The organism is Paraburkholderia tuberum STM678 (genome assembly GCF_902833905.1).
Taxonomy (GTDB): domain Bacteria; phylum Pseudomonadota; class Gammaproteobacteria; order Burkholderiales; family Burkholderiaceae; genus Paraburkholderia; species Paraburkholderia tuberum.
The window spans coordinates 1-24,170 of sequence record NZ_CADFGP010000028.1; the positions used below are offsets into that span (position 1 = coordinate 1).

Genomic DNA, 24,170 nt, shown 5'->3' on the forward strand with positions numbered 1-24,170 from the left:
CATCGACGAACTGTTGCCCTGGAACGTGGCCACGAAGCTGCCTCGGCAGTCTGGCCCATCGGCGTCTGCTGACACGTAACCCGATTCCCGATCATGCCTCACGCGGGCGCCGCGTTGCGGACGGCCGTCGCGAGGTGCTTACGTTGTGCGTGTACTGCTTCCTCTATAACGACGGCGATGTCGGGCTGACCACGTTCGGTGTGCTACGGATCGTGTTGCAGGCGTGGCGGGACATCTGGGATGACTTGCCCGACGAAATGGCGCTCCCAGTGTGCGATGCGAAACTACCCACCGAGGCTGGTGAACCGGCGAATCGGGATAACTGGCAAACGGCGGCGCAGCGGATAGCGGATGAGTTTTTCGAGCGCGATACCGCAAATGGTTGTCGTGACTCGCCCGCTGGCTATTCGCAACGGGTGGTAGAGGAAATGAAGGAGCGCTGGCGGTGTTTCAACGCATATTTGTGCACGAACTGGCCACTGCGCTCCGCGATGCCAATGCGGCGGTTTCGGCAAATCTCGTACGTGGGTCGCATATGCGTGCATTGATGCGTCGGACCGCGAAGCGCAGGACGGGGCGCGATGAGGCGCCTGAAATCTATTTCCACGTCACGCATACCATGCACTAGTACTTGCGTGGCCTCGCGCGAGCAGGGAGAGGAACTTCTGGTTTCGGCCCAGTTTGGGTCGTTCAACAAACAAGAGTTGAGTCCTGATCTCATTGTCAACGAGCGAATCCAACATCCATCAGCGGCTCTTTTAGCGGTCGCGGTTTAAGCGCGTACAGCACCGCATCTACAGCTCGTTCCCAGATGACCAGCGCGTTCCTCCTTGCCCGTCCGCTCAGGCGACGAAGTGTAGTTGAACGAGCCAGTTTCAGCGCTACGCCGGTTGAGCACCTTTCCTTACCGGCTTCACCTGAGCGGAGCGAAAGGCCTGGTCGCGAGTGGCGCGCTGGATTGCGCCATACCTATCAATGCGCGGATCTTTGCGGCAGGCCTTTCGGTGCGCTCAAGAATCGGTATAAGCGGATACCGCACCACTCCGAATACTCCACCAAATAAGATGTGACTGGCTTGAATTCAACCGGCCTTAACTCACGATGCACCACTGGCAGCGAGCTTGACAAATAGTCTGGCTGCTTCGTTGCCATGGGACAAAGCGCGCAGTGCAAGGGAGAGCGCTAGCTGTGCGTCGTGGGAGGCCGCGCTACGATCCTGATCGAAGAGCTTGACGGCGTGGCGCATATGTTGCGCCGCCTGCATGTGAAGCTCCACGGCCGCCGCATGATGTTTTGCCACGTCCGCGGCACTTGCGCCTGAGCCGGTCGATGGAGGCGTTATTGATGGCGTATTGGCGCTGTGCGCGCCAGCGTCGTGTGCCTGATCGATCGCATGCAACGTGTGGCCATGGGCCATCATCGCCTGATGTGCGGCGTGGGCAAAGTCTTGACCGTCATCGAAATGCCGCGACGCCTCGCGGTGATGTCGCGCGGCCTGCTCGTGGTGTGACGCCGCGGCTTCGAGATGCCCTTTCTTGCTGTGCTTCGTGTTCATGCCGGCTCCTGTGCAACTTCAGGACTGGTTCGGATGGCGACCGATTCGAAGACACAGTGGTGGGTCGCAACAAGATCCTAATCTACACGCCCTTGCGCCTTCTGTGGCATTTGCGTCTCGCGGAGAATCGTCGCGCTGTGGCGATCACCGCGCGGTCAGCATCCGGAGGATTTTCTGCACGATGCGCTCATGCTGCTCCAGCGCCTCATCGAGCGTACGTGCTCCGTAGCTCGTGTTGTCTCGCGCTTCCATTCCGGCGATGCGCGTCACGAACAGCGAAACCTCCCCGGTTTTCGGTTCGGACACACCGCGGAAGCGGGTCGTGACCGTCACGCCGGATTCGTCCAGCAGCGTGCGGCGGAAGATCAGTTCGTTCTCAGTGATCCAGCGCGACCACTCGCCGCGGTCGAACACCTCGACAGGCCTGCTCTTCGCATCGAGGACATAGAAGCGTTTCCAGCTCGACGGGACGGAGCGTGCTTTCATATTTCAATGCGAAGGCGTGAGCAGGAAGCCGATGGCCTCCCGCCACCAGGTTTCGTCGACGCGGCCCATCCGGTCGTTATGTTCAGCCGCCTCACCACCATCAGCTGTCTCGGTTCGGCCAGCGAGTTGTAGAGCGCTTCGCCGAAGCGCGGGACTGCCGCGCGCTTGCCGCTATACTTCCCCCTCCACCAACGGACACGTAGCCGGCACACATGGCCACGTTCGTGCAATTCGTCTTGCAACTGGACCAGGACCTCGAAGCGCTGCTGGTCCGGCATGGGCCGTTGGCCTACGCAATCCTCGGGGCGATCGTCTTCTGCAGTGTCGGCGTACTGCCGCTCGTCATTCTGCCCGCGGACATGCTCCTGTTCCTGTCCGGCGCGCTCGCTGCCGTCGGCGTGCTGCAGCCTGTGTGGCTCGCGCCGTTGCTGGTCGCGGCCGCGGTTGCAGGAAAAGTGTTCAACTATGCGCTGGCACGTGCCGTCGCGTCGGTATGGAACCCGAAGCGCAGCGGCTGGATCGACAAGGTGACTGCGCGAACGCGCGCGCTCTACGTACGTCACGGCGCCGCGCTGCTGCTGTACTCTCCGTTCATCGCAATCGTCCGGGCGGTCGCGCCCGCGCTCGCCGGCGCGACGAAGATGCCGTTTCGCCGCTTCGTGCGCTTCGCGACCGGCGGCGCGGTGATCTGGATATGCTCACTTGCGGGTCCCGGGTATTTTTTCGGCAACGTGCCGTGGGTCCGCTCGCACCTGCCGGCTGCGATGGCGATCGTGATCGGCGCGGGTGTCGTCGCGCTCGTCGTCAGCCTGCTGTGGCGAGGACGGCGCAAGCGCCGCACCGCCGACCCGACGCTACCCGACGAAAAGTCCCGCTGCGACTGACGCGGCGGCCCACAACCCCCCAGGCAGCGCTGCTCGCGAGGAAACGCATGAACCCGGGCCTGCTGAAATGCACATGTGCGGCCGTGCTCGCCACACTGCCCGGGTGGGGGCTGTATGTCGGCCGCCCCGTGCTGGTGCCAATTGCGTTCGGCATCATCGCGACGTACGTGGTCTTCGGTCTCGCCAACCTGCTGCGCCGCGTTCCCTACCTCGGTGCACGCCTGCGGGACGGCCTGCGCCACGCGATCGCTGCGACGCTGATGCTCTTCACGGTCTACCTGTCGGTCGACCTGCTGCTGTCCGACAGGGACCGGCTGATGGCCGTCGCGCCGAAGTACGAGGCGACGCTGCTCGTACTGTTTACGAAGTTCGCCGCGCTGCTGCACATCGAAACGGAGGCCAACTGGGCTGCGATCCGCCGCGACCTGTTAGCGAGCGTCAACGTGCAGGCGATCATAACCGCCACGCTGTCGTCGGTGTCGTCGCTGCTCGCGGCGATCATCGTCGTGCTGCTTTATGCGACGTTCTTTCTCATCGAGCACGCGAAATACCGCCGCAAGCTCGTGAACTTCGCGGGCGACTCGACGCGGATCGTGTCGGTAATCGACGAGATCAACTCGAAGATCGGCGTCTATCTCGCGATGAAGACCCTGCTCGGCGCGATCCTTCATCGCGAGCTGGGCCTGCATGCGGCTCGTCGGACTCGAATTCGCGGAGCTTTGGGCGGTGCTGGCCGGCCTACTGAACTTCATCCCGTATGCGGGCTCGTGGATCTCGGTCGCGGTGCCGACGCTGCTCGCCGCGCTGCAGTTCGGTCAGTGGAACGCGGCGATCGTGCTGTTCATCTCGCTCACGCTCGCGAACTTCGTGGTCGGCCATCTCCTCGACCCGTGGCTGATGGGCGGCTCACTGAACCTGAGCCCCGAGGTGATCCTGATCAGTCTGGCGGTGTGGTCGTCGATCCGGGGCATCGCGGGCGCCTTCCTCGCAGTGCCGATCACCGTCGGCCTGGTCATTGCGTTTTCCACGTTCGAATCGACACGTCGTTTCGCAGTTTTCCTGACGAACGATGACTAACGTTGTTCGCCTGTCGGTGACGTCCGTTGATTTCAGGGATACTTCGTGCGCGTGGCGGGCGCCTCATCACTCTCATAAAGGGATGCGATACCGGCGAACCGAGGACGTATGTCCGCTGGACCTGGCGGGAGCGGGTGTTCCCTTCGCGCTACAGCTGTAGGCCGCCGCCTCGAAGGGGTTGGGCGTCGCGGGCAATCGGTGCCTCGAGGAGACAACCAAACTCGCGGGCAAAGTCGACAGAGACGCGCGCGTGGACGGCGCCCTGCTTGTCAAAGAACCGCTGGGTTCCTTCGAGAGTGAACACCCCTTCATGCCAGATGTTTGGATGGATGTAGAGGCCCTGCTGTCCATCAAAGCGAAAGCACACGAACTTCTCTGGCGCTATGTCGTCCCCGGGCAGCGCCAAGGGAACGTAGAACGGGCGATGGTCGAGAGGAAAGAACAGTTGTCCACCGTCTGGGTGGTAGTTCGCGTGCCAAAGCAACATGCGCTCCGGTACATTGGTGTTGTCGTCACCGGCTGCTTCAGGCTCCACTGCGTACGCAAGGATGTAGTTGCCGCCCACAGCCTCGTTTCGACCGTACAGAATGTCCCCGCGCCATTCGCTCACAAATGTGCCTTCGGTCGTGCCTGCCTCATCACCGGTTCCGGGGTCAACGGGCCTTGCACCCACTGCCGGCCACTGCACAATCTCGATCGAACACTCGCTCGGGTCTGCTACAAGCCTGCCGAATCCATCAAGCGTTGTGGGGGTCGCATCCACCACGGGCATTGACACGCGCCGAAGGCCAGAAGGAAGGCTGGGATTGAGGTAATCGATTTCTTGGGTCATTGCGGCAGTCTACAGGAGTAGAACGTACCGACCGCCGATGGTCGAACAAAGAGTTTGACCGCCGCTTGTCCACGTGGAAACGGCCACTGGCACAACGTCGGACCTGACGTCGGACGTGGGTCGGCTACGGAAGTTGGCGGCGATGCTGCGGCGCAACCGCAGCAACACAGGTCGACCGTCCGGGCCCGGCCCTTTCGGCCGTTCGACACAGCGGGCTGGATTGTCAACAATGCGTTCTGGAACGCATTAGCGAGGCGATCTATTACTCTGTCCAAATCGTGCATGCCGTCGAATGTGAAAAGAATTTTCGACGGCGCGAATTGCTTGATTATCCGCTCAACCTCTTCAAACTGGATCGCGCTCGAATGTGGGTCGTAGCGTTGCGTCGTGCGCGTCGACGCGTGAATTTCCGCGCTTGCAACGTCATCAGGCGTCTGTTCGCGCGAAGCGTTTGCGAACAACGAGGCTAAAACTTTCCTATAACGTCATAGTTGACTAATACATCAATATTGGGTGTAATATCACAATACGTCCCAGACAGATCGACTGACGACTAGCTGGCTGGCCGTTGGCAGCCGGCGATACCTGAAAGGTTCCCTTGTAGCCTAAGGCGCCTGGTGGCTGTAGTTTCCCGACTCCTCGTTGGCTCTCGCTTAAATGGATTGAACGCAAAAATGAAGAAGATTTTGATCGCCGCCGCAGTTGTTTTCAGCACTAGCGTGTTTGCAGGCGAAGCCCTCGTACCGAAGGTCTATCGCGAAATCGCCGTGGCGCCGACGAATCAGCGCGAAGCTGAAATCGCGTCGCTGTTCGATCGGTGGAATGAGGCGCTCGCAACGGGCGACGCCGACTCCGTTGCCAGGCTGTACGCACCCGATGCCGTACTGGAGCCAACGGTTTCCAATGAAGTCCGCACGACTCCCGCCAGCATCAAGGACTATTTCGTGAAGTTTCTGAAGCTGAAACCGCACGGTACGATCAACCTCCGCGAGATCCGCTTGCTGAGCGACGATTCGGCGCTGGACACGGGCGTCTATACGTTCGACACGGTGAAGAACGGCAAGCATCAGAAGGTGCATGCGCGCTATACATTCGTGTACAAGAAGGTTGATGGGGAGTGGAAGATCCTCAATCACCATTCGTCGGCGATGCCGGAGTAACACTCCATTGAACAGCGGGTCCGTGCCAGGCGTTCAGATGTGAATGGCTGAGCGCGTTAGACGCCTCACGCCAAATGCTGCCGCGCATCCTTCACGCGCAGAATCGAGGGGAATTTCGGCCGCCAACCCTCATAGATCAAATGAAACTGTCAACTGGCGATTGAGTCCGGCTAGCCCCTCGATAAGAATTTAAGTCCAACGAATTCCAGGCGCCGCTCGGCCCTGTCGCCGGAATTCTGGATTGACACAATTAATTTGCACTACAAACCTCATGGCGGCCTCCGGAAACTTTCTCGAAGTCGACGCGCTCAGGATCGGCCTCCACACGGTCAGGCTGCTTGCCCGCGTCGATACCGATACGCGGCACGATGTCGTGGCTACGCTGAGAGCTGCCTAAAAGCGAGGCCAGCGATCCGGCCGGCGGCAACACCAACCGCGTGCGTTCCAGAGTCCGTTCCATCGCCATTCAAAGCGAACACATGCCACATTCAGTTGAAATCGCCGGCACAGTCATCTTCGGACTGGCCCTGCTCCATACGCTCCTTGCGAAACGCTTCGAGGTTCTGGCCCACCGGCACCCGCACCACGCGGGCCTGTTTCACTTTCTCGGCGAAGTGGAAGTCGTCTTCGGCCTCTGGGCCCTGGTCCTGTGTCTGGCTATCGTCGCGCTGGCCGGTTCTGCGCAGGCCGTGGCCTATGCTGAATCGCGCTCCTTCACCGAAGCCCTGTTTGTCTTCGTGATCATGGTGATCGCCGCGAGCCGGCCCATTCTCGACGCGGTCACGACGCTCGTGTCGTACATCGCGCGCGTCCTTCCCGTCAAGACGGAAACAGGCGTCATCTGGCTTTCCCTGACCCTCGTTCCGTTGCTCGGCTCGTTCATCACGGAGCCGGCCGCAATGACGCTGGCAGCGCTGATCCTGCGAGACCGGCTTTTCAGGTCGCCGATCGCCGAACACTGGAAATATCTGACGCTCGCGGTGCTGTTTGTCAACGTGTCGGTCGGCGGCTTGCTGACCGCCTATGCCGCGCCTCCGGTGCTGATGGTTGCCGCCGCCTGGGGATGGGACAGCGCGTTTATGGCGGCGCAGTTTGGCTGGAAGGCGGCCATTGCCGTGCTGGTCAACGCAACAGGCCTGCTGCTATTCATGCACCGCAAGCTCCCGAAGCACGCAGAGCGCAACGACGCGCCCGCCGCCGCGGTTCCCGTTCCGACGGGCGTCACGCTGATACACACCGGCTTTCTCGTCGCGGTGGTGCTGTCGGCCCATCACCCGGTTATCTTCATCGGCCTCCTGCTTTTCTTTTTGGGCTTCACGCAGGCATACGAGCAGTACCAGTCGCCGCTGATGTTGCGCGAGAGCCTGCTGGTAGCGTTCTTTCTCGGCGGCCTGGTCGTGCTCGGGGGGTTGCAGCGATGGTGGCTGCAGCCGGTCGTCGCATCGCTCGATGCTTACGCACTTTACGCCGGCGCGCTTGGCCTGACGGCGATCATGGACAACGCGGCGATTACCTATCTCGGCTCGCTGATCGCGGGCCTTCCGGACCAGGCGAAGTACATGCTGCTGGCCGGCGCAGTCGCTGGAGGCGGTCTCACGGTGATCGCCAACGCGCCGAATCCCGCAGGACTCGCCATCGTGCACAAGGGATTCCACGATGAGTCAGTCAGCCTGCTCGGCCTGTTGCTCGCTGCCGTCGTGCCGACGTGCGTCGTCTCGGCAACGCTGCTTTTGCTGTAGGCTGGCGCACCGCTGTCCGGCAGTGCGCCCAACTGGGTGCGATTCGATGGCGCGCAGTCGCAGGACGCCGGGCCACGATGAATAACGTCTTGCGGCGATAACCAACACCGGCCTGGATTTTGCACGAGACCACCACGACTGCGCAGGTCGCGGCCAGCGGCCTGACGAACGCGCGTGACGGCAGCCTGTACTTAGCCGCGCAGACCGGCATTCCATCCCCCTTCCAGTATTAGCGACAGTTTCATTGCATTCTTGCGCCGGGGCGAATTCGTTTCGCTCCGGCGTTTCGTCGTTTGTAATTGCTTTGCGCCGCGAGGTACCCCGATGACGTTGCAGATGCGGAAAGTATCTGTTGGGTGAAAGGTGATTGTAATGATGCGTTAAACCGATAAACTGGCTTCAACGACTAAGCACACAGGCTTCCGCCCCAGCGGTCGTTGTTTCGCTAACCCAGTATTTTCTGTTTCTGAAATTAAATTGGAGAATTAACCATGGCTAAAACATTCATTCCGGTTATCGCACTCGTTTCGGTCCTCGCTCTGCCGACGATGGCATCCGCTAACAGCAACGGCCCCCTCACCCGTGAGCAAGTGCGCGCGGAGCTGGCCCAGCTGCGGCAAGCGGGCTACGACGGCAACCACGGTGACGCGCACTACCCCACGCACCTCCAGGCCGCGCTGAAAAGCGTGGCGGCTCAGCAGGCACTCAGTGGCCACGGTGGCGTGAAATCGGGCTCGGCCGCTTCCGGCGCACCGACCCAGGTGGCCTCGGATCATTCGATCTACAAAGGAAGTTAATGGGCTATCAGCCGGATGGCCGGGCGCTTTCAACTGCCCGGCCCGGTGATCTCCGGCGAGCGGCATCGTCGCCACTTCATCGTCTGCAACCGGGCCTGCATTCAGCCGCGCAGACCGGCATTCCATCCCCTTCCAGTATTAGCGTTTCATTGCATTTTTGCGCCGGCGCGAATTCGTCATTCGCTCCGGCGTTTCGTCGTTTGTAATTGCTTGGCGCCCACTGGGGTGACGTTGCAGACGCGACAAGTATTTATTGGGTGAAAGGTGATTGTAATGGCGCGTTAAACCGATAAACTGGCTTCAACGACTAAGCACTCAGGCTTCCGCCCCGGCGGTCGTTGTTTCGCTAACCCGTCTTTTCTTTCTGTTTCTGATGGAGGTCTCATGCAAGTCCTGTTCAAGTCCTGCGACATTGAAGCTGCACGCTTGCGCAGCTTTGCGCGCCAACGCACCCAGTTTGTGTTCCGCCGGATGGCCTGGCTGGTTTCCCGGGCCACCGTCAATCTCTCCGACGTCAACGGCCCGCGCCGCGGACTCGATAAGCGTTGCCAGGTGCAGGTGCAGGTGCCCGGTGCGAATCCGGTCGTGGTGACGTCGATTGCGAAAGACTGGCGCGGCGCCCTCGATCTCGCGCTTGCCCGCGCCGTTTCTTCGATCGTCCGCAGGCGCCAGGCGCGCGTCGCGAGGCGCCGCGCGAGTCAACGCGAGTGCACCTGGAGCGCTGAGCCTGATGCCGTCTAAGCAAGCCATGCTTGCACGGCTACGGTGGCATCGTACGAGCGGTATTGCTCGCTATTTGCGGTCCGCGATGGAAAGACGCGTTCGGGCGACCTTCGCGAGTTTCTGTCCTACACGAAAGAGATTCTTATGTATTCGCACACAATCAATCAGTTGCGACGCCTTGCGAGTGTCGTGACGCGTGGTGCAGCTGTCCTGGCCATGGCGCTAGTGCTCGTCGCGGGCACTGTCGCATCCAACCATGCCGAAGCGAAGCGTATTGGCGGTGGTAGTAGTGTCGGCCGCCAGTCGCAGACGGCGTCGCCGTCCGGGCAAGGCCAACGGAGCCAGCAAGCTCAACCGGCGCAGCAGGCCGCGCCGGCGGCCGCTGCCGCGAAGCCAGCCAACCGCTGGATGGGCCCGCTCGCCGGCCTGGCCGCAGGACTCGGCATTGCCGCGCTGATGTCGTCGTTGGGGCTGGGTGAAGGGCTGGCCCAGATGCTGTCGAGCGTAGTGGTGATCGGCCTCGTGATTGTCGCCGGCATGATGCTGTTCCGCTTCCTTGCCAACCGGCGCCGTCCGGATCTCGCTTATGGGCACGACGCGGCGAACGGGCAGCGCATGAACGGCTCCTTGCTCATGAATCAGAGCGGGCAGGCGGCGCCTGAGACGAATTTCGGTGCCTGGCCGCGCACAGCGATGAATTCCGCCGCAGCGGCACAAACAACGACAGTGCCGGAGCTGCCTGTCGGGCTCGATCAGGCGGTCTTGCTGGCATCGGCCAAGACCTTGTTCCTGCGTCTGCAACGCGCCTGGGACCAGAACGAACAAGGCGACCTTTTCGAGCTGACAACCCCGGAAATGTTCGCGGTGATCAAGCGGGACCTGGAAGATCGGGGCAACCAGCTGAGCCATACGGAAATCACGCAGCTGGACGTGGAATTGTTGAGCACGGAACACAATGGCAGCGAAACACTGGTTAGCCTTCGCTTTCACGGCCAGATGCGGGAAGACGAGGACGCGCAGACGGCGCAACCGTTTGAGGAGGTCTGGAACATCGTGGGCCACGGGCATGGCGACCCCGCCTGGCGACTGGCGGGGATACAGCAGATTGGCCGTTAGCATCGAGCGCGGTCGGAACCGGCAGCGGCTCGCTGCCGGTTAGCCCACAAGCGCTATTGCGCGACTCGCAAACGGCAAAAAGACCAAAATCCGACGTCACACAAATCTGGGACTCATTTTATGCGCCGAGACTACTTTTCTCTTTACCTGGCCACTGTCACGATGACATGCTTGCTAAGCGCTTGCGCCGCCTCGCCGCCCAGCAGCCCGTCACCCGTTGTCGGTGCAGATCGCGATGCACATGGTTGTATTGGTTCGGCTGGGTATTCCTGGTGTGAATCCACGCACCAATGCGAACGTCCTTGGGAACTCGCCAAGCAGAGGGGTTTCGCGCTCTCCGCAGAACAGTTTGCTCACTACTGCACGACTGGATCAGCCGATTGATCAATGACTTCAATGCGCGGACGCGTCAACGATGGCCTCGGGCGAGCAGCGTGCATGCTCGATAGAAATCGGCTTGGCCCCACTTGTCGGCACTGGCAGATTTCCTGATTATGCCGGCAGGACGCCGTGTCGCATCCCCATCTCAAGGCGGCCATTCGGCCGACGGACAAGCAAACGGCAGGGCAGGGTCGCTATGCAGAGGTTTACATAGCGACCCACAACGGCCTGTTATCTTGACCCGAAACGGACGCTCACGCTGGCCGGATTTTCGCTTTCCAGAAATACCTTGCAACCGGTGAGGTTGAACCGGTTCGCCGCAGCCTCGGCTCCCCTTGCCAAGGGCGTTGCCGGTATAAATCACTGCACAACGCGGGCTGCGAATCGTGGCTTGATGAGTTGGCGCTTGCCGAACACATGGCACGCGAATGTTGCGCCGATTCCGACGCTTCGTTGGAGGAAACGCGTTGGGACCACTCGTGCGCCTGATCGGGCGACTTAGACAGCGACAAGCAGCACGGCCGGTCGGCCAACTTGATTGGCGCCGTCCACGACTATTTTGTCATCGGTTCATCCCCACGCACGCACGTGGAGACCACGTCGTTCGCATACGAGGCCGCACTAATGCCGTACGGTTCATCCCCACGCACGTGGGGACCACACCAAGGACACAACGGCAAGGGTAGCGACAAGGTCAGACCGGCAGCGGGCGAACTCGAGCTACAACCTGGTGACGTGACAACGTACACCGAGTCCCGAATGGAGTCCTGCTGCGCGGTTATTATCCGGGCCCGGGCATGCAACGACACCGCCCAGCAAGGCCGTTTATCGGTGCGTAGCCTGTCTCGCCGCTGGATGCCGAATCGTGTCCCTGACGACCTGGGGAATGTTACCGATGAACGGATGAACCGGGAGGGCCTTCTCACAGGTTATCCACCGCGACACCCTCCCGGGCCAGAGAAGGGCCGCGGGTGAGCCGTTGAACGAAACCGGTGCATCGGCCGACGGCAGAACGGAGAGGGAACCTTTCTGCATGCCGCATAATATTCGTCGCCCCCTCCGTCAACCTGACAGTACCCAAGCTCGCACAGCCGGTACTCGATCTTCGGACTAACTACCTCGCCAGCCATCGCCGGAACTCTTCCCCGCATCAGCTCGCGGACCCCGCTTCCATAAGCTTGCTGACGAGCTTCTTAAAGCTTGGCAACAGAAGCCTGTTCGCATAGCCGCTGAGGTGATCGCCATCGAAGACGAGCGGCCGGCCGTCGGCGGTGTGCGTTGAGCAGACCGAATCTGGGCACAGTCGTGGCAACGGGTCCCATACGCTAACTTCGGGGACCGCCTGCACGATGTGCGCATAGGATTCGAGCACCGGCGCCCGCAAGGCTTCCAGATCCGCACGGGCGATGCGGTCGCCGCCGGAACAGATGGGATTGTCGCGATTGAACCAGTCCGAACATCGGAACGGCTGGCTCCGAAACTCGGGTGTCGGCCCCTCCAGGATGACCTTCGCCCCTTTGGCTGCCAGTTTCTGCAAGATTGGAATGGCCTCTCGCACGCCGTCTACCCGGCTTTGCACGGCCTCTGGACCAAACATGTAGCCCCAGGCGCTCGAGTCGTCGAAGCGGGCCCACTCGTCGGAGAAACGTGGCAGCCGCAGCGAAGGCAGGAAGACCACGTCACCGGGCCTGACCTGCGCCTCGATTTGAGCGATTGCCGCATCCGTCCCCGGCGCACAGCTCGCCACCTCATCTTGTTTGCGCGGCAGCAAAGCAATGAACGGACAGCCTCCATTGTTGTACGCGAAGACCTTCACGCCAGTATCACGGGCGAATTCGCGCAACATCCTGTTGTAGGCCATCGCGTGCGAATCGCCGATCACGTACAGGCGCCCGCGATAGGTCGCCGGAAGCGAACATCCCGCACGCGAATATGTCCATACGGGCCCCCCGTTGAGCTTCGTCCTATTCCACGTGTCCAGACATCCGTCATTGCTGGGCTCAAGGGGGCGGCTCGGATACCAGTCGTCGGCACGTTGTGACACCACGCTCAGCGACAGATTCAGTTTCAGTTGGGCTGCCTGAATGCCGACCCACAACAGCGCTGCGCACGTCAACGTAGCTAAGCCCGCACCTACGAGAGCGGGACGCCGCATGCCTTTCAGGACCGCCGAGCGCCGCACAGGATTCTCGACGTAGTACCAGGACGCCGTCGCCAGCGCGAAGCTCAGTACGGCCGCAAGCACGCGCCAGACAGGCGCATCGATCCCCGCCGTCCACCGCAGCAGCACGATCACAGGCCAGTGCCAGAGATAAAGCGAATATGAGATCTTGCCGACGAAAGTCACCGCTGGTGAAATGAGCAGCCTGTGCAGCCAATCCCGCGGCGCTCTTCCGTGCAGCGCGTACAGTACGCCAAGCGTGCCGGCAACCGGCAGCAGCGCTCCCGGAAAAGGAAGCTGCTCCGGGCGCAAGACCTTGAAACCAGCCGCAAGCAGCACCAGCGAACCAACGAGCAACGCCATCGAACCCAGCGTCCCATTGCGGTCGATCACGCCGAGGGGGCGCTTCGCGAGCGCGAGGAACTGGTATAGCAGGATACCGGATGCCAATTCCCAGAAACGCCCTGGAATCAGGTAAAAGTTTAGCCCCTCATTTCGCCTCGAAAGCCACCATGCGCTCAACACGGACAGAGCGAGCCCGCCGGCGAACAGAACAACGCAAAGCGTCTTTCTCGGACGTTTGCTCACCCACATGAAGAAAAGCAATGGAAAGATCAGATAAAACTGCTCTTCTACCCCAAGCGACCAGGTATGCAGGTACGGGTTGAATTCGGCGCGTGGCGAAAAATAGTCATCACCGATGAACGCGAGCACCACATTGCTCAACCCAAAGAAAGCAAAGAAGCCGGTGTATTTGTTGGTATCGCTCAGCCACGCGTTTGGAATGAACAGTGCTGAAAACAAGCCGGTCACCAGCAGGCACACCACGAGCGCTGGCACGATCCGCTGCACTCGACGCGAATAGAAATAGAACACGAAGCGCGAAAACTGCATCGATTCGAGGTTTCCAACGGATGCGCTGACAACAAACCCGGAAACCACGAAAAAGATATCGACCCCTGCAAGCCCGCCGGGTAACCACTGCGCGTACAGGTGATAAACGATGACCGACAACACTGCGACCGCACGCAAACCGTCGATGTATGCCGCGTGCGCAGGACGGGCGAGTTGCGGCGCAGTAGTAGCGTTATGGCGTGGATTCATGGCATGAGAGTTAATGAGGCCGGTCGGAATCCGTGGACGCCAACGGGTTTAGCAGCGATCTTGTTCAAGTAGAAACGCTGCGTGAAAACCGCGGGAGACAGATAGTCAAGCTGCGCTTGTGTCCGCTGCCGGTTATAAGGGATCTCGATGTATTCCGTGATCTCTTGCTGCGCCCGCTGCCGACTGGCGAACCGCCGACGATAGGCCAACTCGCTCTTCAGCGTTCCCCAAAATGATTCGATCGATGCGTTGTCAAAGCAGTTTCCTCGTCTGCTCATTGAGGCTTGCATGCCGAACTGGCTGACAAGATTCTGGTAAGCATGCGCGCAATATTGGCTGCCGCCCGCCGCAGGGTTGCCGGAACGTCTGCTCGCGCGGGGTTCAGACCTGCTCCGCTGATTCCGCGGCGATCATTGCATATTTCATCTCGATAAATAACCAGAAAAAGCCAAGGTGCCGTTGCCCTTTCTCTCGTTTGCTTTTACGGACGATTGTGACGTAAAAAGTTTAGGGAAATGTATAGGCCCGCGATGTATTTCGTGCGCTCCCCCACAGAAGCGATAAGAAATGTCGACTTCATCGTCGAGGAACTTCATCGGCGCGAAACGGAGGATCCATCGCGCATCGGTGCGACGCGCGTTGCCCTGCGGAACCAGCGTAACAATCTGCTTGCCTTCGCTGGCGGGCTGGACCAGAAGCTCGGCGCCATGGACCGCGCGAGCGGCGTTTCGGACCACCTCGTGCGGGCGACTTGTCTGCTGCACCGCAAGCCGGACATCTCGTCACGTTCTGGCAGGCGTGGAACCGGCTGCACGTCGCCATCGGCCACAAGTTCCACGATCTCTACACGGCCGTGTCGCAGGCTCGACGATGAGGACAGCGCTGACTGCCAGCGTGAAATACGCATCGGCCCGATCAATACCGACCCAGACTCCGACGGCGAATGCAAGCATGACACCGAGCGTCGAAACGAAGCGCAAGCGGAAGGTCCCTTCGCGCACGAACGTCGCCCCACCGGCGTGGCTCGCCAGTTTGTCCAGCTGCGCGATCGCGTCCTTTGGACAGAGGGTTGGTGTCGTCGCGCTGACGGGAAATGCCTACACCATGCCTACATGGAGCCCGAAAAGCAAAAAGCCCAGTCGCAATGACTGGGCTAAGTGCTTGAATCTGTTGGTGCCGGAAAGAGGAATCGAACCCCCGACCTTCGCATTACGAATGCGCTGCTCTACCGTCTGAGCTATTCCGGCATCAGGAGAAACGAAATTATAGGGACTACTTTAGTGCCTTGGCAAGCCCTTGAGGCATTTTTTTCTTTCGAGATCACTTCTTCGCTTCGAGGTGATAGCGGGTCACGCGATCGACCTCGTTCTTCGAGCCGAGGAACACCGCGACGCGCTCGTGCAGGCTCTTCGGCTGGACGTCGAGAATGCGCTTCTCGCCGTTGGTTGCGGCGCCGCCCGCCTGCTCGACGATGAACGCCATCGGATTCGCTTCGTACATCAGACGCAACTTGCCCGGCTTGTCCGGCGTGCGCTTGTCGGCCGGGTACATGAAGATGCCGCCGCGACTCAGGATGCGATGCACGTCGGAGACCATCGACGCGATCCAGCGCATGTTGAAGTCGGCCTGACGCGAGCCGTCCTTACCCGCCTTCAGCTCGCCGATGTATTGCTGAACCGGCGGATACCAGTGGCGTTCGTTCGACGCGTTGATCGCGTACTCGCGCGTTTCGACGGGAATGCGCATGTCGCTTTGCGTGAGCACCCACGAGCCGAGCTCGCGATCGAGCGTGAAGCAGTTCACGCCGTTACCGGTGGTCAGCACGAGCACCGTTTGCGGGCCGTACACCGCATAGCCCGCGGCGACCTGCTGCGTGCCCGGCTGCAGGAATGATTGCTCGGTGGCCTGATGGCCGTCCGGGCAGCGCAGCACCGAGAAGATCGTACCGATCGACACGTTCACGTCGATGTTCGACGAGCCGTCGAGCGGATCGAACACGAGCAGATATTCGCCCTTCGGATAGTTGGCCGGAATCGGGAAGAATTGTTCCATCTCCTCGGAGGCCATGCCCGCGAGGTTGCCGCCCCATTCGTTCGCCTCGAGCAGAATTTCGTTCGAGAGGATGTCGAGCTTCTTCTGTACTTCGCCCTGGACGTTTTCGCTGCCCGCCGAGCCGAGCGCATCGCCGAGCGCGCCCTTGCTGACGTGGTAGCTGATCGCCTTGCACGCGCGCGCGACGACTTCGATCAGCAGGCGCAGGTCGGCGGGCAGGTTGTTGGTTTCGCGCTGCTGCTCGATCAGATACTTCGTGAGAGTGGTACGACGTTGCAAAGACATTGCTGTACTCCGGAAGGCTAGAAGAATGATGGGATTTTAACCGCTCGTTTGTGTCGGCTCCGTGCTTTTGGTCGCACGGCCGGCTTCAGGTCTTGCGGCGCGCCTTGGCCGAGACGGTGCCGCTGACGCTGGCCGCGAGGGCCGCGGCCCGGGCGTGTCCGGCCGGCACGCGGGGCAGTTTCGGGCGCTCGGCGCGCGGCATCGGTTCGATTTCCCGTTCGATCTGCTCGCCGGCGGCGGCGGTGGCGACGCGCAGGTCGTAGGCGATTTGCAGATTGAGCCAGAACTGCGCGCTGGCGCCGAAGTAGCGCTCGAGCCGCAGCGCGGTATCGGCGGAGATTGCGCGGCGGCCGCGCACGACGTCGTTGATGCGCGGCGCCGGCACCCGCAGCGCGAGCGCGAGCGCGTTGACGGACATGCCGAGCGGCTCGAGGAACTCGCTGCGCAGAATTTCGCCCGGATGGATCTCGGCAATGGCCGCGCCCGTATCGATGTCGGAGAAATCGATGCTGTTGAGCGCGGAGCGTTTGATGACCATGTCGGTCTCCCAGTAGTCAGTGATAGTCGATGATCTCGACATTCAGCGCGTCCTCGCCGACGAAGTGAAAACAGATGCGCCACTGCGCATTGATGCGGATGCTCCATTGCCCGCTGCGCTGGCCTTGCAAGGCTTCGAGCCGGTTTCCGGGCGGCGCGTGCAAATTCGAGACGGAGCTCGCGGCGTCGATCATCAGCAACTTGCGATGCGCTAGCGCCTGGATCGAGCGTGGCAACGAATGCACGAACCTGCCCTGGAAAATTCTTGCGGTGGCCTTGTCTGCGAATGTCGTGATCATCGAATCGTATAACGTACCGCGTTAAATGTAAACCATCAAACCTGTACGTATACTTTCTGCCCGGCGAGGTCCGATGAACAGTCGGCCAAACGGCTAACGGCGCCACGCGAGCGCGTGAACGCAGCTGAAAACAGCGCGAAAAAAAGCCGGCAACGCGTGCCGGCTTTCCGATGTGACTCGGGAACTCAGAGAGGCATCACGCCAACGCCTTCTCGACGATCTCGCGCACGTCGCGCGACTTGACCTGTGCGGCCACTTTCTCGAGCGCCGCGCGCATGCTGTCGCGCAGCGCCGGCGTGAAGCGTCGCCACAGTTCGAGCGAGCGCGCGAGGCGCGCGGCCACCTGCGGATTGAGCGCGTCGAGCGCGATCACCTGCTCGGCCCAGAATGCGTAGCCGGAGCCATCTGCCGCGTGGAACTGCGCGGGGTTGGCCGCGCAGAAGCTGAAAATCAGCGAACGCGCCCGGTTCGGGTTCTTCAGGTTGAAGGCCGGATGCGTCATCAGCTTGCGCACCGTATCGATCACCGGATGTCGTGCGCCGCCGCGCTGGGTGGCCTGCAACGCGAACCATTTGTCGATGACGAGCGGCTCCTTCTCGAAGCGTCGGTAGAAGTCGTCGAGCGCGTGCTGCGCCTCGGGGCTGCCGCCTTGCGGCGCGGCCGCGTTGAGCAGCGCCGACAGCGCGGCGGCGCGGTCGGTCATGTTGTTCGCGGTTTCATATTGCGCGGCCGCGAGACGCACGGCGTCCGCGGAGTCGTCGAGTTCGGTCAGATACGACAGCGCCAGATTCTTCAGCGCGCGATGACCGGCGGCCTCGGGCGTCGTTTCATAGGCGCCCGGCGTGCGATGCTGCTCGTAGACCTTCAGCCAGTCGTCACGCAGCGCATTCGCGAGGCGCTTGCGCACGAACTGCCGTGCCGCGTGCACCGCAGCCGGATTCGATTCGGCCATCTGCTCGGCCAGATACGCTTCGGACGGCAGCATCAGTGCGAGCTCGCGGAACGCCGGCGACAGCGTCTCGTCGGTCAAAACGCGCGCGAACGCGGCGACCACCGAGTCGTCGAACTGCAGCGCCGCGCCCGTGGCCGCGCGCGCGGCCAGCGCGAGCAACTCACGCGTGGCAAGCCGCTGGCCGGCTTCCCAGCGGTTGAACGGATCGCTGTCGTGCGCGAGCAGGAACGCGAGCTGTTCGCCCGTGTAGTCGTATTCGACGATCACCGGCGCCGAGAAATTGCGCAGCAGCGACGGCAGCGGTTCCTGTCCGACGTTGACGAACGTGAAGGTCTGCTCGGTCTGCGTGAATTCGAGCACGCGCGTGGTCGACTCCGACGACTTCGCCTCGCCGTCGAGCTGCAGCGGCAGATCGCGGCCGTCCTTGCCGATCAGACCGATCGCGAACGGAATCAGCAGCGGCCCCTTCTGCGTTTCGCGCGCGGCCGGCACGGCATCGCCGTAGCCCTGGCGCAGTGTCACGCTGTAGCGCTGCTGCGCGGCGTCGTAGCGCGTGCGCACCGACACGCGCGGCGTGCCGGCCTGGCTATACCAGCGCTCGAACTGCGCGAGGTCGCGGCCGTTCGCGTCGGCGAGCGCGTGACGGAAGTCGTCGCAGGTCACGGCCTGGCCGTCGTGACGCTTGAAGTACAGGTCCAAGCCGTTGCGAAAGCCGTCGCGGCCGAACAGCGTCTGATACATCCGCACGACTTCCGAGCCTTTCTCGTAGACGGTCATCGTGTAGAAGTTGTTGATCTCGACGTAGCTTTCCGGGCGCACCGGATGCGCCATCGGGCCCGCGTCCTCGGCGAACTGCATCTGGCGCAGCACCCGCACGTCCTCGATGCGCTTGGTCGCGCGCGCGGCTTCGTCGGTGGCGCCGCCCGCCATGTCGGCCGAGAACTCCTGGTCGCGGAACACCGTCAGGCCTTCCTTCAGGCTCAGCTGGAACCAGTCGCGGCAGGTCACGCGATTGCCGGTCCAGTTGTGGAAGTACTCGTGGCCGACCACCGCCTCGATGTTCGAGAAGTCGGTGTCGGTGGCCGTTTCGGGGTTCGCGAGCACGTACTTCGTGTTGAAGATGTTGAGCCCCTTGTTCTCCATCGCGCCCATGTTGAAGTCGCTGACCGCGACGATCATGAAGCGGTCCAGATCGAGCTCGAGCCCGAAGCGCTGTTCGTCCCAGCGGATCGAGTGGATCAGCGAATCCATCGCGTGACGGGTCTTGTCGAGATCGTGCGGCTCGACCCACACCTGCAGCAGCTTTTCCTTGCCTGAGCCGGTCTTCACGCGTTCTTCGAGCGCGACGAGCTTGCCCGCGACGAGCGCGAACAGATAGCTCGGCTTCCTGAACGGGTCTTCCCAGCGCGCGAAATGGCGGCCGTCGGGCAACTCGCCTTGTTCGAGAAGATTGCCGTTCGACAGCAGCACCGGATAGTCGGCCTTGCTCGCGCGCAGCGTGACCGTGAAGCTCGCCATCACGTCGGGGCGGTCGAGGAAATAGGTGATGCGGCGAAAGCCTTCGGCCTCGCACTGTGTGAAGAAGTTGCCGCTCGACACGTACAGCCCCGACAGCGTGGTGTTTTCCGCGGGATTGCAGATGCTGGTGAGGGTCAGCTCGAAGCTGTCCGGCACCTGGTCGAGCAGCAGGCCGTGCTCGTGGGGGTGCGCGTTCGGGAATGGCTTGCCGTCGATCGCGGCGCTGACGAACTCCAGTTGCTCGCCCATCAGTTCGAGATGCGCGGCGCGCGACGCATCCGGGTTGCGGCGAACACGCATCGTGTTTCTGACGACCGTGCGTTCGGGGACCAGATCGAACTCCAGCGCGACGGTGTCGATCAGGAAGGCAGGCGGCGCGTAATCGGCGCGGCGGATCAGATTGGGCGTTGCGGTATCGGCCATGGCGTTCTGTGGTGGTGTACTCGAGCGGTCGGGCGCGCAAACGGCGCGCGAGCCGGGCTTGGTCGACTCATTGTACAAAGCCTCGGGCAATCGTGCGGAAGGGAAGGGGGCCGAGTCTCGGCGCCGGGTAGCGCTGCCGCTTTCGACGGACAGGGGAAGAACCATTTACCGGCTGGCGAGGTCAGCGTATTATCGGGCGCCGCGCGTGGCGGAGCGCCGGCATCGTCCGCCGCGCAGCGGATCGCGCGACGGAATAATCTCGACTGAAGCAGAGTTTTAACTGAAGCAGAATAGATGCAATCAGAGGCATCACGAGGCAGACCATGAACATCGATCGATGGACCCGCCGCGTCGCGCTGCTGTTCGTCGCGCTGACGGCGCTGCTGTCCGGCTGCACGACCTACGTGACCACGCAGGTCACGGCGTTCTCGGACTGGAGCGGAAGCGACGCGACGCGCACCTATGCGTTCACGCGGCACGAGGATCAGAAGAACAATCTCGAACTGAGCGCGTACGAGCGGATCGTCGCGAACGAGCTCGCCTTGCACGCGTTCCGCGAAGTCTCGCACGACGACGCGCGCTATCTGGTCGAGCTCGCCTATGGCATCCGCTCGGACATCGTGACCGTCGCGCAGCCGGTCTACTACAACCCGTGGCCCGGTCCTTACTGGGGCCGGCCGTTCGATATGTGGGGACCGTGGGGGCCTTTCCCGGCGACGTACGTGAACCAGAGCTATCCGGTGTTCACGCATCTGCTCGGCATCCGGATCACCGAGCGCGCGAGCGGCCGGGAGGTCTACAACGTCACGGCGCGCAATGTCAGCGAGGAGTCGTCGCTGGTGCGGGCAATGCCATATCTGGCGCGTAGCGCGCTGGCTGATTTCCCGCTGGCCAACGGCGCGGTGCACACCGTGAAGATTCCGCTCGGCGGCGGTGGCGGCGCGGACGCCAACGAAGTGTCGCTGCCGGCGGCCACGCCCCCCGCGGGCGCGGCGTCGGCGCCGAAGGCCGCGCAGTAGCTCAGACCCCGACCCCGAACAATGCCATCGCGCCCAGCACGACGAACATCACCGCGGCGATGCCGTGCACGAGCCTGGTCGGCAGACGATGCGCGAAGCGGTCGCCGAGCAGGATCGCCGGCACGTTCGCGATCATCATGCCGAGCGTCGTGCCGCCCACCACGCCGAAGAAATCGTGAAAGCGCGCGGCGAGGGCGACCGTCGCAATCTGCGTCTTGTCGCCCATCTCCGCGAGGAAGAACGTGACGACCGTCGCGCCGAACACCCCGAAGTGCGTGCGGTTCGTGTTGGCTTCCTCTTCGTCGAGCTTGTCGGGCACGAGAATCCACAGCCCCATGCCGATAAACGACGCCGCCAGCGCCCAGCGCATGATGGTCGGCGTCAGCATCGAGCCGAGCCACGCGCCGAGCGCGCCGGCTCCTGCGTGATTGATCAGCGTCGCCGTGAGCACGCCGAGAATGATCGGCACGGGCTTGCGATAGCGCGCGGCCAGCACGAGCGATAGCAGTTGCGTCTTGTCGCCGATCTCGGCGAGCGCGACCGCTCCGGTCGAAATCAGAAAAGCTTGATTCACGTTGAACGGATTCCTCGGGCCGAAGATGAACGAGCGACGACCCACGACACGCCGGGCCCTGTTGCGGCGCGTGTGGATCATCGGTCTCGCCAGGCCAGAGGCTGCGACTGCCATGGCCGTGCAGGCCAAGTCTGTTGACAGGCGCCCCCGCGAACCACACGTGCGACGCACCGGCGAAGCGGTGCGGACGTGCCGCGGGGCGGCTACTCCCCAATGAGGGCCGGAGTATAGCAGGCGCGGGCGCATCATTGCCACGAATGTTGTTTGCACGCACGACGCGGCGTCGGTGTTTTCGCTCTGCGGCTTATTCGAAGAAAGACAAATGAAAGGTTTTTCGTCGGTTCCGGCGCGTTGTCGCGCCAGCGCCGACGCACGAGATCGCCTTTCCGGTGCGCCGGCGCGGCCGGTCTTGTCAAATCGTCTAACAATGTGTTGCGTGATAGGCGCGGATACAGATGGATACGTCTTTCCTCGCCGATCTGATTCAAAATACCCGGTACTATTCGGCCACAAAAGGAGCCTGAGCCGCTATCCACTACACCGATTGTCAGGGGCGCCTGACAAATCGGCCCGATCGCCGGTGCTGCATTCCCTGACTGGCAGACTGGTCGGTCCCGGGTTGGAACTTCCCGATCCGCGCGGCGGCGCTCGCCGTGACGGCTGTGTATTCCGTCAGGCGCTTGAGCCCCTTCCCCGTTTCCACGCGCGAACACCAATATGCCCGATCTGCACTGGACCATTCCGGTCGGTCGCTGGTCTAGCTGGCCGGCTACCTCGTCTGCCGCACCCGATATCGGCTTCATCGAGCCGATCGTGCGGCGGCGTCTCAGCACGCTGTCCAAGCTGGCGCTCAAGGTCGCGCACGACTGCGTCGCGCAGGAACCCGCGCGCGTGGTGTTCGCTTCGCGGCACGGGGAGTTGCGGCGTACCACCGACATCCTGCGCAGCATCAGCGCCGGCGAGCCGGTGTCGCCGACCGCCTTCAGCCTGTCGGTGTTGAACGCGATGACCGGCGTGTTCGGGATTGCGCGCGGCGACCGCTCGGCCGCGAGCGCGGTATCGGCTGGAGCGCAGACGCTCGGCTATGCGCTGCTCGAAGCGTACGCGCAATACGCGACGCAACCGGATGCGCCGGTGCTGCTCGTGTATGCCGACGAACCGGCCGATCTCGCGTACGGCACGATCGAAGACGAAGTGCACGGCGGTGCGATCGCGGTGTTGCTCGACAAAGATGCGTCGGCTGGGCAGGTTGTTTGCTCTTTGACCCGCGCTGACGAGGAGGTAGCCGAGCAACGCGGCGACCCGCGATCCGCGTTGAGCGACGCCCCGAGCTTTCCAACCCAGAGCCAGGCGCTGCTGCACTGCCTCGAAACCGGCCAGCCCGCGCGCTGGCAGCGCGCCGGCGCGCTGTGGCACTGGAGGTGGGATGAGCGCGCGGCTTGATTACGCGTGGCGTTTTTGCGCGACTGGCCTCGCTTTCGTCGCGTTCGGCGTGTGCGGCGTGCTGTTTTCGGTACTCGTGTTTCCGCTCGCGTGGCTGTGGCCGCATCGCGCGTCGCGGCAGCGCGCGGTGACCGTCGTGATTCACCGGTTTTTCCGCGCGCTCGTCGCGGTGCTGCGCGGTCTCGGCGTGATGGAACTCGAAGTGTCCGGCGCCGAGGCGTTGTGCGCGGGCGGGCCGGCGATCGTCGTCGCGAATCACCCGACTTACCTCGACGTGATGGTTCTGCTGTCGTTGACGCCGCGTGCGTGCTGCGTCGTGAAGCACGCGCACTGGCACAACCCGTGTTTCTGGGGCATCGTGCGCGCGGCCGAATACGTGAGCAACGCGGACGCGATCGCGCTCGTCGAGGCCGGCGCGAAGCAGCTCGCGGCCGGCTACACGATGATCATTTTTCCGGAAGGCACGCGCAGCCCGGCGCCGAACCGACTGCACGCGTTCTCGCGCGGATTCGCGCACATGGCGCTGAAGGCCGGCGCGCCGATCGTGCCGGTATTGATGGATTGCGATCCGCCCGCGTTCACGCGGCAGATGCGCTGGTACGACGTGCCGGCGCGCGCTTTCCGGATGCGCGTGAACGTGCTCGCGCCGCTTGGCGTCGCCGAGCTGGCCGCGCACGACACCACCGCGGCCATTGCGGCGCGCAGCGTGACGAATGCCGTAGAAGCCCACATTACCCAGCACCTGTTCGACTATGGATTCTTTAAAACTGGAAATTAAAAAGCTTCTGATCGAAGCCCTCGATCTCGAAGACCTGAGCCCTGCCGATATCGACGACGACGCCCCGTTGTTCGGTTCCGACGGCATAGGTCTCGATTCGATCGACGCGCTCGAAATCGGCATCGTGCTGCGCAAACAATACCAATTGACCATCGTGGCGAACGACGAACGCACGCGCGAGCACTTTCGCTCGATCAACACGCTTGCCGCGTTGGTCGAGAGTCAGCGCGAAGCGGCGCACGCTGCGAACGAAACCGCAAGGAAGGGGGTTTAAT

24 protein-coding genes, 1 tRNA gene, 1 pseudogene and 1 riboswitch are annotated in these 24,170 nt (G+C 62.3%); of the genes and pseudogenes, 14 read left to right on the forward strand and 12 right to left on the reverse strand.

Annotated elements, in window-relative coordinates:
• Positions 1-1,096: 1,096 nt before the first annotated feature.
• Both HWY30_RS23255 and HWY30_RS23260 read right to left on the reverse strand, forming a co-directional pair.
• Positions 1,097-1,555 (reverse strand): hypothetical protein, encoded by a 459-nt coding sequence (locus tag HWY30_RS23255; RefSeq protein WP_167368584.1) that lies wholly within the window; start codon positions 1,553-1,555, stop codon positions 1,097-1,099.
• A 144-nt stretch (positions 1,556-1,699) separates the two neighbouring features.
• Positions 1,700-2,041 carry a hypothetical protein gene (locus tag HWY30_RS23260; protein WP_090801429.1) on the reverse strand — a complete coding sequence of 114 codons (342 nt, stop codon included), beginning with the start codon at positions 2,039-2,041 and terminating at the stop codon, positions 1,700-1,702.
• A 212-nt stretch (positions 2,042-2,253) separates the two neighbouring features.
• Here HWY30_RS23260 and HWY30_RS23265 point away from each other — a divergent pair, with 212 nt between their 5' ends.
• A complete protein-coding gene (locus HWY30_RS23265) occupies positions 2,254-2,925 on the forward strand; it encodes a DedA family protein (RefSeq protein ID WP_090801427.1) in 672 nt (223 codons plus the stop codon).
• A 428-nt stretch (positions 2,926-3,353) separates the two neighbouring features.
• Here the strand turns inward: HWY30_RS23265 and HWY30_RS41780 are convergent, their stop codons facing one another.
• Entirely contained in the window at positions 3,354-3,614 is a 261-nt protein-coding gene (locus HWY30_RS41780) for a hypothetical protein (RefSeq protein WP_244144968.1), read from the reverse strand.
• On the opposite strand from HWY30_RS41780, the gene HWY30_RS41785 reads away from it, so the two are divergent.
• The gene (locus tag HWY30_RS41785; RefSeq protein ID WP_244144969.1) at positions 3,613-4,002 is read left to right on the forward strand and encodes an AI-2E family transporter; all 390 of its coding nucleotides are present in this window, start codon (positions 3,613-3,615) and stop codon (positions 4,000-4,002) included. The two genes, HWY30_RS41780 and HWY30_RS41785, sit on opposite strands and share 2 nt — an antisense overlap.
• Before the next feature lie 148 nt (positions 4,003-4,150).
• Here HWY30_RS41785 and HWY30_RS23275 read toward each other — a convergent pair whose 3' ends face one another.
• On the reverse strand, positions 4,151-4,834 hold the full coding sequence (locus HWY30_RS23275) for an ureidoglycolate lyase (protein WP_090801426.1): 684 nt from the start codon (positions 4,832-4,834) through the stop codon (positions 4,151-4,153).
• Between the two features lie 674 nt (positions 4,835-5,508).
• On the opposite strand from HWY30_RS23275, the gene HWY30_RS23280 reads away from it, so the two are divergent.
• The 7 genes from HWY30_RS23280 (at position 5,509) to HWY30_RS41790 (ending at position 10,753) form a co-directional block, all read left to right on the forward strand.
• Positions 5,509-5,994 carry an SgcJ/EcaC family oxidoreductase gene (locus HWY30_RS23280; RefSeq protein ID WP_090801424.1) on the forward strand — a complete coding sequence of 162 codons (486 nt, stop codon included), beginning with the start codon at positions 5,509-5,511 and terminating at the stop codon, positions 5,992-5,994.
• Between the two features lie 271 nt (positions 5,995-6,265).
• Positions 6,266-6,391: a PliI family lysozyme inhibitor of I-type lysozyme gene (locus HWY30_RS43015; RefSeq protein ID WP_143037115.1), complete on the forward strand. Its 126-nt coding sequence runs from the start codon at positions 6,266-6,268 to the stop codon at positions 6,389-6,391.
• An 82-nt stretch (positions 6,392-6,473) separates the two neighbouring features.
• On the forward strand, positions 6,474-7,733 hold the full coding sequence (locus tag HWY30_RS23290) for a putative Na+/H+ antiporter (RefSeq protein ID WP_090801422.1): 1,260 nt from the start codon (positions 6,474-6,476) through the stop codon (positions 7,731-7,733).
• A 491-nt stretch (positions 7,734-8,224) separates the two neighbouring features.
• The gene (locus HWY30_RS23295; RefSeq protein WP_090801420.1) at positions 8,225-8,530 is read left to right on the forward strand and encodes a DUF4148 domain-containing protein; all 306 of its coding nucleotides are present in this window, start codon (positions 8,225-8,227) and stop codon (positions 8,528-8,530) included.
• A 384-nt stretch (positions 8,531-8,914) separates the two neighbouring features.
• Positions 8,915-9,271, forward strand: a complete 357-nt coding sequence (locus tag HWY30_RS23300) for a hypothetical protein (RefSeq protein ID WP_090801418.1) — start codon at positions 8,915-8,917, stop codon at positions 9,269-9,271.
• Positions 9,272-9,397: 126 nt separating this feature from the next.
• Positions 9,398-10,369, forward strand: a complete 972-nt coding sequence (locus HWY30_RS23305) for a Tim44 domain-containing protein (RefSeq protein WP_090801416.1) — start codon at positions 9,398-9,400, stop codon at positions 10,367-10,369.
• A 120-nt stretch (positions 10,370-10,489) separates the two neighbouring features.
• Complete coding sequence (locus tag HWY30_RS41790; RefSeq protein WP_090801414.1) at positions 10,490-10,753, forward strand: hypothetical protein; 264 nt, start codon at positions 10,490-10,492, stop codon at positions 10,751-10,753.
• A gap of 1,147 nt (positions 10,754-11,900) precedes the next feature.
• On the opposite strand, the gene HWY30_RS23310 is transcribed toward HWY30_RS41790, so the two are convergent.
• Positions 11,901-14,015: an acyltransferase family protein gene (locus HWY30_RS23310; protein WP_090801412.1), complete on the reverse strand. Its 2,115-nt coding sequence runs from the start codon at positions 14,013-14,015 to the stop codon at positions 11,901-11,903.
• Positions 14,012-14,356: pseudogene (locus tag HWY30_RS23315) on the reverse strand (IS3 family transposase); the annotation flags it as partial. The gene HWY30_RS23310 and the pseudogene HWY30_RS23315, both read right to left, overlap by 4 nt.
• Before the next feature lie 189 nt (positions 14,357-14,545).
• Here HWY30_RS23315 and HWY30_RS23320 point away from each other — a divergent pair.
• Entirely contained in the window at positions 14,546-15,163 is a 618-nt protein-coding gene (locus HWY30_RS23320; protein ID WP_143037114.1) for a hypothetical protein, read from the forward strand.
• 23 nt (positions 15,164-15,186) lie between these two features.
• Here the strand turns inward: HWY30_RS23320 and HWY30_RS23325 are convergent.
• From HWY30_RS23325 to pepN, 5 genes are all read right to left on the reverse strand, one after another.
• Positions 15,187-15,262 (reverse strand) — tRNA-Thr (locus tag HWY30_RS23325).
• 73 nt (positions 15,263-15,335) lie between these two features.
• Positions 15,336-16,352 (reverse strand): class 1 fructose-bisphosphatase, encoded by a 1,017-nt coding sequence (locus HWY30_RS23330; RefSeq protein ID WP_090801408.1) that lies wholly within the window; start codon positions 16,350-16,352, stop codon positions 15,336-15,338.
• 85 nt (positions 16,353-16,437) lie between these two features.
• Positions 16,438-16,890, reverse strand: a complete 453-nt coding sequence (locus tag HWY30_RS23335) for a HigA family addiction module antitoxin (RefSeq protein WP_090801406.1) — start codon at positions 16,888-16,890, stop codon at positions 16,438-16,440.
• A gap of 16 nt (positions 16,891-16,906) precedes the next feature.
• Positions 16,907-17,188 carry a type II toxin-antitoxin system RelE/ParE family toxin gene (locus HWY30_RS23340; protein WP_090801404.1) on the reverse strand — a complete coding sequence of 94 codons (282 nt, stop codon included), beginning with the start codon at positions 17,186-17,188 and terminating at the stop codon, positions 16,907-16,909.
• 196 nt (positions 17,189-17,384) lie between these two features.
• The gene (gene pepN, locus HWY30_RS23345; protein WP_090801402.1) at positions 17,385-20,081 is read right to left on the reverse strand and encodes an aminopeptidase N; all 2,697 of its coding nucleotides are present in this window, start codon (positions 20,079-20,081) and stop codon (positions 17,385-17,387) included.
• A 323-nt stretch (positions 20,082-20,404) separates the two neighbouring features.
• Between pepN and HWY30_RS23350 the strand changes: the two genes are divergently transcribed.
• A complete protein-coding gene (locus tag HWY30_RS23350; RefSeq protein ID WP_090801401.1) occupies positions 20,405-21,100 on the forward strand; it encodes a DUF4136 domain-containing protein in 696 nt (231 codons plus the stop codon).
• A gap of 1 nt (position 21,101) precedes the next feature.
• Here HWY30_RS23350 and HWY30_RS23355 read toward each other — a convergent pair whose 3' ends face one another.
• On the reverse strand, positions 21,102-21,674 hold the full coding sequence (locus tag HWY30_RS23355) for a TMEM165/GDT1 family protein (protein WP_090805421.1): 573 nt from the start codon (positions 21,672-21,674) through the stop codon (positions 21,102-21,104).
• A 10-nt stretch (positions 21,675-21,684) separates the two neighbouring features.
• A riboswitch (yybP-ykoY riboswitch) is annotated at positions 21,685-21,898 on the reverse strand.
• 493 nt (positions 21,899-22,391) lie between these two features.
• Here HWY30_RS23355 and HWY30_RS23360 point away from each other — a divergent pair.
• Genes HWY30_RS23360 through HWY30_RS23370 form a run of 3 tightly spaced genes read left to right on the forward strand, consistent with a single transcriptional unit; the run spans position 22,392 to position 24,169 of the window.
• Positions 22,392-23,117, forward strand: a complete 726-nt coding sequence (locus tag HWY30_RS23360) for a beta-ketoacyl synthase chain length factor (protein WP_090801399.1) — start codon at positions 22,392-22,394, stop codon at positions 23,115-23,117.
• Complete coding sequence (locus HWY30_RS23365; RefSeq protein WP_090801397.1) at positions 23,101-23,895, forward strand: lysophospholipid acyltransferase family protein; 795 nt, start codon at positions 23,101-23,103, stop codon at positions 23,893-23,895. The genes HWY30_RS23360 and HWY30_RS23365 overlap by 17 nt, the downstream gene beginning before the upstream one ends.
• Entirely contained in the window at positions 23,870-24,169 is a 300-nt protein-coding gene (locus HWY30_RS23370) for a phosphopantetheine-binding protein (RefSeq protein ID WP_090801395.1), read from the forward strand. The genes HWY30_RS23365 and HWY30_RS23370 overlap by 26 nt, the downstream gene beginning before the upstream one ends.
• The last annotated feature ends 1 nt before the right edge of the window (position 24,170 follow it).

Coding starts and splice junctions, on each gene's coding strand:
- HWY30_RS43015 (WP_143037115.1), top strand. CDS start 6,266: ATGGCGGCCTCCGGAAACTTTCTCGAAGTCGACGCGCTCAGGATCGGC.
- HWY30_RS23295 (WP_090801420.1), top strand. CDS start 8,225: ATGGCTAAAACATTCATTCCGGTTATCGCACTCGTTTCGGTCCTCGCT.
- HWY30_RS23310 (WP_090801412.1), bottom strand. CDS start 14,015: ATGAATCCACGCCATAACGCTACTACTGCGCCGCAACTCGCCCGTCCT.
- HWY30_RS23305 (WP_090801416.1), top strand. CDS start 9,398: ATGTATTCGCACACAATCAATCAGTTGCGACGCCTTGCGAGTGTCGTG.
- HWY30_RS41785 (WP_244144969.1), top strand. CDS start 3,613: ATGCGGCTCGTCGGACTCGAATTCGCGGAGCTTTGGGCGGTGCTGGCC.
- HWY30_RS23320 (WP_143037114.1), top strand. CDS start 14,546: ATGTATTTCGTGCGCTCCCCCACAGAAGCGATAAGAAATGTCGACTTC.
- HWY30_RS23335 (WP_090801406.1), bottom strand. CDS start 16,890: ATGGTCATCAAACGCTCCGCGCTCAACAGCATCGATTTCTCCGACATC.
- HWY30_RS41790 (WP_090801414.1), top strand. CDS start 10,490: ATGCGCCGAGACTACTTTTCTCTTTACCTGGCCACTGTCACGATGACA.
- HWY30_RS23260 (WP_090801429.1), bottom strand. CDS start 2,041: ATGAAAGCACGCTCCGTCCCGTCGAGCTGGAAACGCTTCTATGTCCTC.
- HWY30_RS41780 (WP_244144968.1), bottom strand. CDS start 3,614: ATGCAGGCCCAGCTCGCGATGAAGGATCGCGCCGAGCAGGGTCTTCAT.
- pepN (WP_090801402.1), bottom strand. CDS start 20,081: ATGGCCGATACCGCAACGCCCAATCTGATCCGCCGCGCCGATTACGCG.
- HWY30_RS23365 (WP_090801397.1), top strand. CDS start 23,101: ATGAGCGCGCGGCTTGATTACGCGTGGCGTTTTTGCGCGACTGGCCTC.
- HWY30_RS23300 (WP_090801418.1), top strand. CDS start 8,915: ATGCAAGTCCTGTTCAAGTCCTGCGACATTGAAGCTGCACGCTTGCGC.
- HWY30_RS23265 (WP_090801427.1), top strand. CDS start 2,254: ATGGCCACGTTCGTGCAATTCGTCTTGCAACTGGACCAGGACCTCGAA.
- HWY30_RS23275 (WP_090801426.1), bottom strand. CDS start 4,834: ATGACCCAAGAAATCGATTACCTCAATCCCAGCCTTCCTTCTGGCCTT.
- HWY30_RS23340 (WP_090801404.1), bottom strand. CDS start 17,188: ATGATCACGACATTCGCAGACAAGGCCACCGCAAGAATTTTCCAGGGC.
- HWY30_RS23370 (WP_090801395.1), top strand. CDS start 23,870: ATGGATTCTTTAAAACTGGAAATTAAAAAGCTTCTGATCGAAGCCCTC.
- HWY30_RS23360 (WP_090801399.1), top strand. CDS start 22,392: ATGCCCGATCTGCACTGGACCATTCCGGTCGGTCGCTGGTCTAGCTGG.
- HWY30_RS23290 (WP_090801422.1), top strand. CDS start 6,474: ATGCCACATTCAGTTGAAATCGCCGGCACAGTCATCTTCGGACTGGCC.
- HWY30_RS23280 (WP_090801424.1), top strand. CDS start 5,509: ATGAAGAAGATTTTGATCGCCGCCGCAGTTGTTTTCAGCACTAGCGTG.
- HWY30_RS23255 (WP_167368584.1), bottom strand. CDS start 1,555: ATGAACACGAAGCACAGCAAGAAAGGGCATCTCGAAGCCGCGGCGTCA.
- HWY30_RS23350 (WP_090801401.1), top strand. CDS start 20,405: ATGAACATCGATCGATGGACCCGCCGCGTCGCGCTGCTGTTCGTCGCG.
- HWY30_RS23330 (WP_090801408.1), bottom strand. CDS start 16,352: ATGTCTTTGCAACGTCGTACCACTCTCACGAAGTATCTGATCGAGCAG.